The sequence below is a fragment of the Microbulbifer mixtoriginis (SeqCode) genome (assembly GCF_052467945.1).
Window position 1 is genome coordinate 3,364,445 of record NZ_CP174328.1, and the last position, 12,341, is coordinate 3,376,785.

The window sequence follows — 12,341 nt, forward strand, 5'->3', positions numbered from 1 at the left end:
AGAAGAAAATGAAACTATCCAGTCAAGCCCAGGCTTTTGTACTGCACTTTGGAGAAATGGGCAGCCGGTGGGGTTTTAATCGCACCGTGGGCCAGATGTTTGCCCTGCTTACCATCCACCCTTCCCCCCTAAATGCCGAGCAGCTGGCTCAGGCACTGAAGATCAGTCGCGGCAATGTGAGTATGGGCCTCAAAGAACTGCAAGCCTGGCGCCTTGTTGAGCTACAGCACCAGCCAGGTGACCGAAAAGACTATTTCACCGCTGCAGGGTCCATCTGGGAGCTTGCTCGAACTGTATTTGAAGAGCGACGTAAACGTGAACTGGACCCCACCCTGAGCCTATTGCGCCAGCTCTTGCTCAATGAGCCTCAGGATGAACAAGAAGCACAGGCCCAGGAAAAAATTCAAGAAGTCTACAGTCTGCTGGAATTACTTGAAGAGTTTGCCAACACCCTGAGCAAGCTGGAACACGACGATTTACTCAAGCTAATGAAACTGGGCTCCGGCATCGTCAAGCTACTGGAGCTGAAAAGTAAAATGACAGGAGGAAAGGCTCCAGAATAAACCTATACCTGAATTGCCCGCTGGGCAACCAAGACAGGCGGTAAAAGGATAAACCGCCGCCGACACAACGTCGGCAGCCGCTCAATAAACACCGTGGGTCCATACTCCTGCAATGGTGTTTAACGGGCACCCCCGGGCCTATCAGGAAGAGTCGCCCGGTTATCTGGTTAATAAATTAGTCCGACCAGCAGAGGCTCCCATGCTAGATACTCTGATCCTCTCCCGAATACAGTTTGCGGCCAATATCAGTTTTCATATTCTTTTTCCCACCATCACAATAGCCCTCGCCTGGATTATTGTTTTCTTCAAGCTTCGCTACGACCAAACTGATAATCCTGTTTGGATGAGAGCCTATCGTTTTTGGGTAAAGGTCTTTGCCCTAACCTTCGCGCTCGGTGTCGTTAGTGGCATCACTATGTCTTTCCAATTTGGTACCAACTGGCCAGGATTTATGGCTCGGGTTGGCAATATCGCCGGGCCTCTCTTGGGTTATGAAGTGCTTACCGCTTTTTTTCTGGAAGCCACTTTTCTAGGTATCATGTTGTTTGGAATAAATCGTGTCCCCAGCAAAGTTCACACCTTCTCAGCCTTTGTAGTGGCTATTGGCACCACACTTTCCGCCTTCTGGATCATTGCACTCAATTCCTGGATGCAGACCCCATCCGGCTTTGAACTACGAGATGGTGTCGCCTACCCAGAGAGCTGGCTGGCTATTATTTTTAATGCCTCTTTCCCCTATCGCCTCACTCATATGCTACTGGCCTCGGGTCTCACTGCAGCCTTCTTTGTCGCAGGTATCTCTGCTTACCGGATACTTAAAGGTGACCCAAAGCGTGCACCGCGGCTAGCACTAAAAACCGGGTTGGTATTGGCAGCTGTTTTTATTCCAATCCAGATTTTTGTCGGCGACCTACACGGTCTTAACACTTTTAAGTATCAGCCGCAGAAAGTGGCGGCAATGGAGGGAGTATGGGAGACCGAAAGGGGCGCGCCACTATTACTATTTGCAATACCAGATGGTGAGAAGAAGACCAATCATTTCGAGATAGCTATCCCCAAAATGGCCAGCTTTATTCTGACCCATGATTTAAATGGAGAAATAAAAGGTATCGAAGAATTCCCCAATGATCATCCGCCGGTTGCACCCGTTTTCTTCGCCTTCCGAATTATGGTGGGTATGGGGATATTAATGCTAGCTGTCGCCTGGGGAGGTTGCTACCTCCTCTGGCGGCGCAAAGAGCTACCCAACTGGGCGCTCAAAACCCTGGTAGGAATGACGTTCGCGGGTTGGGTAGCCACCTTAGCAGGCTGGTATGTCACTGAAATTGGTCGGCAACCATGGCTTGTGACCGGGGTTCTCAAAACCGCAGATGCCGTAACCCAGATTCCACCTTCCCATGTGGGCTTCTCTCTCACCCTATATCTGCTTGTCTATGTCATCCTGCTCTATGCCTATATTCACACCCTAAAAGTAATGGCTTTGAAATCGGTCAAAGTGGAGGAGTTTGAAACCAAAGAACCTCTCGCCGGTGGCAGCCTAACCAACCTACCGAAATCCACCCAAGAGCAATCCAAGGGGGAATCCCATGAATGAGGCCGCATCATCCGCAGCCTATTGGCTACCCGTTGTCTTTATCGGCCTAATGGGTCTAGCAGTACTGGTTTACGCCATTCTGGATGGTTACGACCTTGGGGTGGGTATTCTCCTCCCCCTGGGTAAGGAAGACGAGCCCCAGCGGGACACCATGATTGCCTCGATTGGTCCTTTCTGGGATGCCAATGAAACCTGGCTGGTGCTCGCCATCGGCCTGCTGCTTATCGCCTTTCCCATAGCCCACAACCTAGTGCTGATGCATCTCTATATACCAGCAGCGATAATGCTGGTGGGGCTGATTTTGCGCGGCGTGGCTTTTGACTTTCGCGCCAAAGCAGCCGTGGGGCATAAACTCGCTTGGGACAGGACGTTTAAAGCAGGATCCATAATCACCAGCCTGGCCCAGGGTTATATGCTGGGGCAATATGTGATGGGGTTCCAGCCTGGCTGGCAGGCACAGCTTTTCTCTGCAGTCAGTGCCCTGGGGGTAACTGCCGCCTACAGCTATATGGGCTCGGCCTGGCTGGTATTGAAAACCGAGTCACTGTTGCAGGAACGGGCAGTACGCTGGGCGCGTCGGGCTGGGCGGGCGACTCTCCTTGGCGTAGTCTCAGTCTCCACGATCAATCCACTGGTCAATCCAGCCGTTTTTGATCGTTGGTTCAGCTATCCACTGGTGATGTTCGTACTCCTGATACCCACCCTGTGTTTTCTGGCTTTTATTTTTAATGACCTCTTGCTGGCCAGGTTACCCAAAGCCAACGATAGGCACAGTGCACTGCCCTTCACATTGGTAGTGACTATTTTTCTGATGTGCTTTATCGGCCTGGCTTTTAGCTTCTTTCCCGACATAGTGCCTGGGCAGCTGAATATCTGGCAGGCAGCCAGTGCCACCGCTTCACTGAAATTCATTTTAGTGGGCGCCCTGATTGTAGTGCCGATCATACTGATCTATACGGCATTCTCGTACTATGTGTTTCGCGGTAAAGCTTCCGAACTTCACTACCATTAGCACAACCTTTTTCGAATTGTGTGGGATAGTAACACTTGATCAAAATTAATCCGCCAGCGCGGAACTATCCCACAATTCGAACAAAATCCCCTTGCTCCCCGAAATTGGTACGATAATAATCATCAATTCCAGAAGACAATTTTTTACAAGGAAGTAAAGCGCACTTCTGGCGCTTGCCAACTGCGCTTGTCTAAGGGGAGGTGAATTTGAACCAAATCGATCGACGTGCTATTAGCCGGCGCGACACTGCTAGTCCGCGCAAACCACAACGTAAAAACGGCCGTGAGAAGTATGAAAAGCTTCTCGACGCGCTGGAAACCCTCATTGCCGAGCAGGATTCCACGGACATAAGTCTAGCCAATCTGAGCCAGGTAGCTGGGGTCCCAGCTGCATCCGTGTACCACTTTTTCCCAAGCGTAGATGCCAGCCTTACCGCTCTGGCGGAACGTCACTACAAGTCATTTGGCGATGTGGTGCTGGGGCACTCTGATTTCTCACCAGCGGATAGCTGGCAAGATATGCTCTACCACCTGTGCGACTTAGTGCGTAGTTATTACGAAGATAATATCTCCGCACTTAAAGTACACTACGGGCCACAGTCCAGCTGGGCTCTACGTCAATTACAGATGGAAAACAACTGGCGCTTGGCAGATACCTTGATTAAGAATCTGTCTCGTGAATTTGAGTTGCCTCCATCACAGGACTGGCGCGACCGTTTTATGTGCGCCATCAATATCAATGATTCGTTTTGTTCCCAGGCATACTCGCGTTTCGGAAGAATTACCGAGGAAGCCGCCGCAGAGGGCAAGCGTGCCGCTGCAGCATACTTAAAGCTGTATCTCGGAGAGCTGTTGCAAAGACGTCAGTTGCGCTTTGCTCCATTAGAAGCCTCTGCATAAAGCCTAAATTTTATTAATTAAAATTTAGATAATATCGACACACCTAGGGCCTGGCAATAATATTTGCCAGGCTTATTTGTGTACCCAGCCAACAAAACTTCCAATTAGTTAAATTTCATTTTTTATCAATATAAAAATTACGAATGCGGCAATACTGAAAGCCATTAACATTTCACCATCGCTTTCGCCTTACAATCTCATAAACGACACACTCAGAGTAAACTTCTGATCAATCACAAGCATACTCTCTAAAAAATGGCATTCTAAAATTTTCTTTTGTTAGAATTTTTCTTCATAAAGAATACCGCCTTCAAGAAATCCTATAATTGAACAACCTTTTCACACCTAAAAATTAGCCGCCTAATACGTTATCAGCTTGAAACAACGGGGGTAAATCATCGTCCAATAATTAGTAGCCCAGTCTGCTTCTTGGTGGTGATTTTTGTGACTTCAAATTCACAAACTAATATTACCCTTGATGCTTTAACTGAATGGAGGGGAGGTTTTCTATGTCCATAGCCGCGCATGAGCTGGAGTTGGATTTTCCCGAGTACGCCGATACTATCAAGCACCTGATCAGGAATGACGTAGAATTCAAGCTAGATAACGACCAGTATCGAAAACTGGATAAACAAATTAGAGGACTACAGGATAGTGGCATCGGCACTGATGACGATCACTATTCAAGACTAAAAAAGCAACGTGCCTATCTCAAACAACACCTCTATAACCGTATTACTGATGTCATTCCCCACCATTAGTAGTTATTTTGCAAAATTAGCGGCGCCTCATCACCAATGCCGGCCATATAGAGTGGCTGAGTGATTAAGCGCCGCTATGCAACTCTTTCTGACTTACTCCTCCCCCTTTGCCCGAAAAACCCGAATTGTTATAGAAGAACTCAAGTTACACTCCCGCGTTAGTGAGGTTTTTTCTCACCCTTTTCACAATACAAATGATTTAATATCCAATAATCCTTTAGGTAAAGTTCCCTGTCTGACCTTAGATAACGGAAACGTTATTATGGATAGCGAAGTGATCTGTGAGTTCCTAGATAAACAACTTGGAGATGGCCACCTCAGCTCTGCGATAGACAATGACTGGAATTTAAAAACACTCTATAGTGTGTCCTCAGGTCTAATGGAGATCTTGGTTCACAGACAGGTAGAGAAAATTCGCGGGCGTGAAGGGCTTCAGTCAGAATTTTGGTGGCAGCGCTACAACAGTGCAATCAATCGCACCCTAGATTTTTTTGAAGCCAGAATCCATCAATTTCCTCAAACATTTTGTCTTCTACAAATTGCGCTCGGCTCTGCACTTTCATACCTTGATTTTCGGCACGAAGACTTCAACTGGCGCAAAGATAGGCCACAACTAAGCGCCCTGTCAGAAACCCTCGAAATACGAAAAAGCTTCAAAATAACGCGATTACGCGACTAACTTAGCTTTGAAATCTTTAAGTAAAACTTAGCGTCGCCAAGCCTCCCTACAGTTTCTCCCTAATTAAGCATGGCCTAAATATTTTCAACGCGTCTCCAACATCACTTTTTTAGCAAAGACTGCATTTTGGCGGAGTAATGAGTTTTAACCATTTCTCAGAGCCACATAAGTTTCTCTAAACTGTCATATCCCGCCGATAGCCTGTGGGCTTTTTTAGGGCCTAATTATGTCTGACAGATCAAAAAGCCCCATGTGGATACTGCTGCATGCTGCATTAGTAATAGCTGTGATCTGCAGTCTTTTCAGTGGGTTGCGTATTGCCACACTCACTAAACCCGCCATTGCCTCAATTGAAGAACTGCTGCCCCAGGGAGAGGTACACAGTGTACATTTCTTCTCTGCACTCCTGCTTTCGCTGGTTGCCCTTTCTTATTTATACTCGAATGCTATTCGACTTTATCGAATTGAACAATCATGCGCTCATAAACAATGGAATTACCACCGAGTAGTCACCTGGGGGGGCATTAGCCTCATTGGCATCTCGTTGGCCAGTGGCTGGCTGCTCTTTGCTGGGATAGGCCAGTTATCACTGGTCCGAATATTACATTTTTTCGCCGCGCTTGGACTCAGCGTCTATATTTTTCTACACGCAGGCGTTTATCTACTGCAGTTCGGGCAAAGTGCTCTTCTCTATATCCTCAAGCCAGCCACAAAAAAAAGAATTCAACTGGCATTGCTATGTAGTTTGCTGCCCATCTTTCTGCTCGGCGGTTGGCTGCTTCTGACCAAATTTTCTTATTATCAACTGCCCGTAACCTCAATTCCTATCCATACGATCATTGATATTGATGGCCATGCCGATGAACCCCAATGGGCAAAAGCTCAGCCACTAAAAATCAGTACCGATGGCGGCGCAAATTTTTATCAGGGTCGCACTGATGTGCATCTCAAAGCTCTGCAAAATGGTGAGGAGATTTATTTTCATATTTCCTGGCAGGATCCCACAGAAAGCCTGACTCATTTACCCCTGATAAAAACGGATCAAGGTTGGAAGATCCAGCAGCAAGGCTTTGAGAATTTTGATGAAAAGAATTTTTACGAAGACAAATTTGCCTTGTTACTTTCCAGTCACTGTGACTTCGGAGGTGCTGGCACCGCCCATCTCGGACGTTCACCACTGGCAAACAAGCCATCAAACTGGCATGGCAAGGGGTATCACTACAGCCAATCGGGGCAACTTCACGATCTTTGGCACTGGAAAGCAGTACGCACTAATAAAATGTATCTGGCGGATGACAATTTTATCGGCGCGCCAGATAAAGTGCGTGCAGGTAAACGCCGCTACACGGCAGGTTACCAACAGGATGCAAAGGAATCCGGTGCTTATTTACTGAACTGGAAATGGTATTCCCCCACTGGCATCACTCCTAAACGCTTGCCTAGTGATGCTAATGTATTGGCTCCCTTTCAAAATGTTAAAGAACGCCAGGAGCTTGATTGGACCATCTCCTGGTTTGATTACCAACCTTACTCAGCAGAAAGCGACCGGATAGCACCAGGTACTCTAATGCCTTCGGTACTTTATACCTCCAATCGCTTCGAGGGTGATCGTGCGGATGTTAGAGCCAAAGGTATTTGGCGTGATGGATACTGGTCGCTAGAGCTTGTACGCAAATTAAATACAGCCTCTCCCCTGGACATTCCTATCGAAGATGGCACCTGCCTGTGGGTTTCCGCATTTGATCGCGCACAAGTTGCCCACACCCGTCATACCAGAGCCATCCAACTGAATCTGAGTAAAGCGCTATGATCACGCGACTCTTTTTGATTTTTATTCTCCCCGCCTGTCTGATTGGTACTGCCGTTATCCACACACCACAGGCTCCAAAACCGCAGCAATACCACCTTCTAAAAGTGAGTGCTGAGGGAAAAGTAATGGATACCTGGGAGGGCCCCTGGTCCTGTGTCTGCGATAGCCGCAGCGGTCTGCTGTGGGAGGTCAAGACAGATAGTGAGGACATTCACGATGGACGTTGGACTTATTCGCGACTATTAAACAATCAGGGCGTTGCCAATAATGGAGATTGTTATTTCGAAGCAGAGCGCTGTGACACAGAGGATTTAATCCGACACACTAACCGGGACCAACTCTGTGATGCAGAACATTGGCGCCTGCCCTCCGCCAGCGAACTGCGTTCACTGGTGGCTCCAGACGCACAGCCGGGAAGCCCCAGTATCGAAACTGGATACTTCCCCAAAACCCAGCGCGGTGATTACTGGACCAGTGATGGCGACCTCCCCCTCGAAGGCATCTACTCCTATCTAAAAGTCGGTGGCGCAGCGGTCAATTTTATAAATGGGCAAACCGTCACAATTCCCTATCGCAATGCAGCTTTCACACGCTTGGTAACCAATCGTTCAAGCATCTGTCACATCGTTCCCCAATAATTCCTGCGCGCCACCAACCTGCCCCCTCCAGGCGGTGGCCTCTCACAAAAAGTCCCAACTTTGCAGAGGAATTTCCGCAATGAGACGATATATAGGCCCCGCTCTCACTATTTCGACATTGTTGCTGGCAGTCAACGTCAGTGCCGCCACCAAACACTACCGCCTTGCCTGGGATGGCGATGCTTCCAGCAGTGCTGTCATCGGTTTTTCTCCAGATGGCAACAGCAGTAATCCCTATGTCAGCTACGGTTACTCCACCAATGAAAGCAGCTGGAACAGCGCATTTGTCAGCAATAGCGAAACATTCGATAGCGGTATCACCAGCCATTTTGTACGCCTGCAAGATTTGAATGCGGACTCTCCTGTTTATTTTCGTGTATGTGACCAAAATGGCTGTGGTGAGCGATTTTGGTTTAGGACAGCTCCAGCAGAAAACGCGCCTTTTGTAGTAATTGCCGGTGGTGATACCCGCACAGGACATACCACTCGTCGCCAGGGAAATACTCTGCTAGCTAAAATACGCCCTCTCGCAGTAATGCATGGCGGCGACTTCACCAATGCCAATAGCGCCTCAGAAATGCGAGAATTCCTCGACGACTGGGAGTTGACTTACTCCAGCGATACAATTGATGGTTATAGCTACAAGCGAATCTACCCATTGATCCCCACTCACGGCAATCACGAAGATGATAATTACTCGACCATCTGCGAAGTCTTCGGCGTGGATTTTAATGGCGATGGAGACTGTTCGCCCAGCGACACTTATGGTGCCGTGCAGGTGTCACCTTTACTGCGTATTTACACCTTAAATAGCCAGTTTCAGAATAGTGGATGGTCCTCTTACGCCAGCGCAATGAATAATTGGCTGTCGAGCGATTTATCCAGCTATGGCAGCGCCGCCAGCTGGCGTCTCGCCCAATATCACAAGCCCATGTTCCCCCATTACAGCGGCAAGTCTGACAATCCCACTTTATTTAACTGGTGGGCGCAGTCATTTTACGACTATGCGATGAACCTGGTGGTGGAATCCGATACTCATCTCACCAAAATGACTGAGGCCGTGATACCCAGTGGCAATAACTTTTCTACCACCAACAACGGCGGTACCGTTTACGTGGGGGAAGGGAGTTGGGGTGCTCCAGCCCGTTCAGCTAACGACGCCAAAACCTGGACCATCGACATGGCCAGTATCCAGCAGTTTAAGGTCATCCAGGTGAATGAAAGTGGACTGGTAGTGCGCACCGCACAGTTCGATGACACTGCAGAAACTCTGACTCGGGAGGCACGTGCCGCCGATCCACTCATCCTGCCAGATAATGTGAATTGGTGGAGCGCCAACCGCCTGGGGGAATCCATGAATTTGATCGCTAATAACGCTGGCCGCAGCGTGATTCAAGAGAGCTCAGATAGTAACGGCAGCTTTTCCCTACCAATAAGCGATGATGTGTTTATCTCCTCCCGTTACGCATCAAGTAATTTTAACCATGACCCCGAAGGACTACTGGCCGATGGGAGTGACCACACCTATGGGACACTCTACACACTGATTAAATTTGATCTAGGCAGTCTTTCCGGCTGCTCCTCTATCAGCTCTGCCACTCTGCAGCTGAATGTCACGAATCGATCGGGTAGCACTTTCGGTATCTACCAGGCCGCCAATAACTGGAGTGAGGAAAACGCCACCTGGAACTCTGTGGGGGGCTCATCGGTACGTGGCAATCTGGCAGAGAGCTTTGTGCCTTTTTATAAGGGTTTAGAAAGTATCGATCTTCTGTCTTCCGGGCTTCTCAATAGTTGGCTTAGCGGTATAAATACCGGGCTTGTTATTGCCGCGCGCACTGGTATTAACGGTGTGGACTTCACTTCCAAGGAAAGCGGCATGTCACCGGCACTCAAAGTTGAGGCTACTTGTAACAATTTTGCTCTAAAAGCGAAGCCGGCCGCTTCCACTTATCAGGGACTCATACCGCAACGACTAACGGGTGATATGAGGCCCGACAAACTGTTGCCCACCTTGCCCGGCATCTCCCAATTAAGGGGTCACCAGGTTGAAGTTCCTATCAAACTTATCGAAGAGTCTGCCAAACTGGATCAAAGCCAAGGGATTGCCGCGCACCTTTAAGCGCCCCTCCTTGATCATGGTGGGAGCACCGACCAAACCACTGAACATCAGTCGCAGGTCGGTGCTACTTAGTGCCAAACTCGCTGAGGGATCTTCACTGTGTCGATCTGGATAACCGTGTAAAACTCCATTTTTAACGACCACTAAGTATTTATTTTTATTGTCCGTCATCTCAATATTTAAGCGGATATCCGCATCCGCCGCCTTCTCCCCATTGAGGCGTACCGCCATAGCATCAAATAAAAGTTGTAGAGGCACCCGCGCAACAATTTCTTCCGGCGGCTGCATCTCCTCACGGAACTCAACTCCGTGGCGTAATTCCCTGGCACCGCTTAAATAAAAATTGCGCCAAATTCCAGACTCCGCCTGATACCCCAGCTGTTCGAAAGCATCCGCCAATAAATAACGTGCCTCCTGATTTTTTGGCTCAGCAAAAACCAAGTGCTTTAACACCATCGCCACCCAACGGTAATTTCCCTGGGAAAAATCCTGCCGTGCCCGTTTCATTATTTCTTCTTTGCCTCCCATATACTCTACATAGTGAAGCGCGGCTTCTTCCTGAGGGAGTGGGTGTAGATTGGAAGGGTTCCCATCAAAATATCCTAGATAACGGTTGTACACCGCTTTTGCGCCCACATTGACCGTACCGTAATAACCCCGGTTAGCCCAGGTGTGGGAGAGCGCCTCTGGCAATTGTATTTGTTCGGCGATTTCGATCATGTCGTGGCCATGGTTAGCCAGGCGTAGAGTCTGATCGTGAATATATTTGTAAAGATCTCGTTGCTTTACTAGGTAATCCAGCGCCTCACTATTTCCCCAGGTGGGCCAGTGATGGCTACTGAAAACCACCTGGGTATCTCCACCAAATTTTTCCATGGCTCTCTCTATGTAGCGACTCCACGCCAGCGCATCCCGAGTTTTAGCACCGCGAAGCGTATAGATATTATGTAAAGTGTGATTGGCAATCTCACTCATACATAGGGCGTTAAACTGGGGAAAGAAGAAGACCATCTCAGTGGGAGCTTCGGCTCCAGGGGTGCTCATAAAGATGATATCTACACCATCTATTTTCATCTCTGCCCCTTCTTCGGGAATCAACTGTGTAGGCGTTGCAATACCGTGCTCTCCATCAGACACGCGATTGCCAAGACCCGAGGACACAAATCCATCTGGGCTAGATGGTAACAGGTCCCCAAATTGGTAGAGCGCCCGCCGCTGCATCACATTGCCCGAGCGGACATTCTCGCTGATTGCCTCCTCGGAAAATCCGTCAGGCGCGATAATTTCCACACTTCCTTCGGCTAGCTGTTGCATGGTGAGAACTCCCGCTACACCGGCAAAATGATCCGCATGGCTGTGGGTAAAAATTACAGCGCTAACAGGCCTATTGCCTAACGTCCTATTAGCCAGGGCCAAGCCAGCAGCAGCTGTCTCCATAGAGGTTAGGGGATCGATAACAATCCATCCCGTTTCCCCTTTGATCAAGGTCATATTGGCTAGGTCTAGTGAGCGAACCTGGTAAATCCCTTCAACAACTTCAAACAACCCATTGTTCAAAGCATTAAGTTGAGCCTGCCGCCAAAGACTCGGATTAACTGTATCCTTTGGCGCCCCATCTAGAAATTGCATCTGAGCCAGTCCATAGACCTCTCTTCCCATAGCGTTTGTAACCTGTGCTCCCGGAATCGTGGCAATAAACCCACGTTTGGCTAGGCGGAAATCCAAGTCATTGGAGAAAGGCAATTGCTTCGCTACAGACAAGTTATGCGCTTTGGTAACTTTACTCGCCGGCTTAACTTTGGCATTCAGTTCCTCAGAATGTTTGGTCGCTTTTTGTGAATATTCACCACAAGCCATCAATAAAAGACAAAGCACCCCAAAAATAAAAAAAATACGCATACAGAATCTCCTTATAAATCATTGCCATAGGCTTAGCCCTAGAATAAGAAAATAGAATCATGGGCCAGCACACCTGAACGCAACAGCTTATCTCTGCGTATTGAGGTGGTCTTGTTTTAACTTCCCAAAGAAGCTATCGCTCACACGTCATAAAAGCCACCAATATTAAAAAATAGTGTTATGCTCCCGTATTTATTTCGTCATTTTCAACAATTAAATTTTTAAAGAAGCTTAACAACCAAATAGATTACATTTAATCCTTAGAAATTATTCACCAAAGACACAGGTGATTAGCACCTATAAAATCACGATAGATAAATACGTATAACGTCCAATATCGCCCCCCAAAAAACCACGCTAGTCA

At 48.2% G+C, this 12,341-nt stretch carries 10 protein-coding genes; 9 read left to right on the forward strand and 1 reads right to left on the reverse strand.

What is annotated here, in order from left to right:
* Nucleotides 1-8 precede the first annotated feature (8 nt).
* The 9 genes from ACJJIJ_RS14745 (at nucleotide 9) to ACJJIJ_RS14785 (ending at nucleotide 10,078) form a co-directional block, all read left to right on the forward strand.
* Complete coding sequence (locus ACJJIJ_RS14745; RefSeq protein ID WP_444887187.1) at nucleotides 9-563, forward strand: GbsR/MarR family transcriptional regulator; 555 nt, start codon at nucleotides 9-11, stop codon at nucleotides 561-563.
* A gap of 199 nt (nucleotides 564-762) precedes the next feature.
* Nucleotides 763-2,157, forward strand: a complete 1,395-nt coding sequence (locus tag ACJJIJ_RS14750) for a cytochrome ubiquinol oxidase subunit I (protein WP_252083301.1) — start codon at nucleotides 763-765, stop codon at nucleotides 2,155-2,157.
* Complete coding sequence (locus ACJJIJ_RS14755; RefSeq protein ID WP_252083302.1) at nucleotides 2,150-3,169, forward strand: cytochrome d ubiquinol oxidase subunit II; 1,020 nt, start codon at nucleotides 2,150-2,152, stop codon at nucleotides 3,167-3,169. The genes ACJJIJ_RS14750 and ACJJIJ_RS14755 overlap by 8 nt, the downstream gene beginning before the upstream one ends.
* 206 nt (nucleotides 3,170-3,375) lie before the next feature.
* Nucleotides 3,376-4,068, forward strand: a complete 693-nt coding sequence (locus ACJJIJ_RS14760) for a TetR/AcrR family transcriptional regulator (protein WP_252083303.1) — start codon at nucleotides 3,376-3,378, stop codon at nucleotides 4,066-4,068.
* A gap of 509 nt (nucleotides 4,069-4,577) precedes the next feature.
* Complete coding sequence (locus ACJJIJ_RS14765; RefSeq protein WP_252083304.1) at nucleotides 4,578-4,829, forward strand: HP1242/YdcH family protein; 252 nt, start codon at nucleotides 4,578-4,580, stop codon at nucleotides 4,827-4,829.
* A gap of 76 nt (nucleotides 4,830-4,905) precedes the next feature.
* The gene (locus tag ACJJIJ_RS14770; protein WP_444937747.1) at nucleotides 4,906-5,508 is read left to right on the forward strand and encodes a glutathione S-transferase N-terminal domain-containing protein; all 603 of its coding nucleotides are present in this window, start codon (nucleotides 4,906-4,908) and stop codon (nucleotides 5,506-5,508) included.
* A gap of 226 nt (nucleotides 5,509-5,734) precedes the next feature.
* A complete protein-coding gene (locus ACJJIJ_RS14775) occupies nucleotides 5,735-7,318 on the forward strand; it encodes an ethylbenzene dehydrogenase-related protein (RefSeq protein ID WP_444937748.1) in 1,584 nt (527 codons plus the stop codon).
* Nucleotides 7,315-7,956 (forward strand): Lcl C-terminal domain-containing protein, encoded by a 642-nt coding sequence (locus ACJJIJ_RS14780; protein WP_444937749.1) that lies wholly within the window; start codon nucleotides 7,315-7,317, stop codon nucleotides 7,954-7,956. Before ACJJIJ_RS14775 ends, ACJJIJ_RS14780 begins: the two co-directional genes overlap by 4 nt.
* A gap of 79 nt (nucleotides 7,957-8,035) precedes the next feature.
* A complete protein-coding gene (locus tag ACJJIJ_RS14785) occupies nucleotides 8,036-10,078 on the forward strand; it encodes a DNRLRE domain-containing protein (protein WP_444937750.1) in 2,043 nt (680 codons plus the stop codon).
* Here ACJJIJ_RS14785 and ACJJIJ_RS14790 read toward each other — a convergent pair.
* Complete coding sequence (locus tag ACJJIJ_RS14790; RefSeq protein ID WP_444903156.1) at nucleotides 9,989-11,977, reverse strand: alkyl/aryl-sulfatase; 1,989 nt, start codon at nucleotides 11,975-11,977, stop codon at nucleotides 9,989-9,991. The genes ACJJIJ_RS14785 and ACJJIJ_RS14790 overlap by 90 nt on opposite strands.
* Nucleotides 11,978-12,341: the final 364 nt, after the last annotated feature.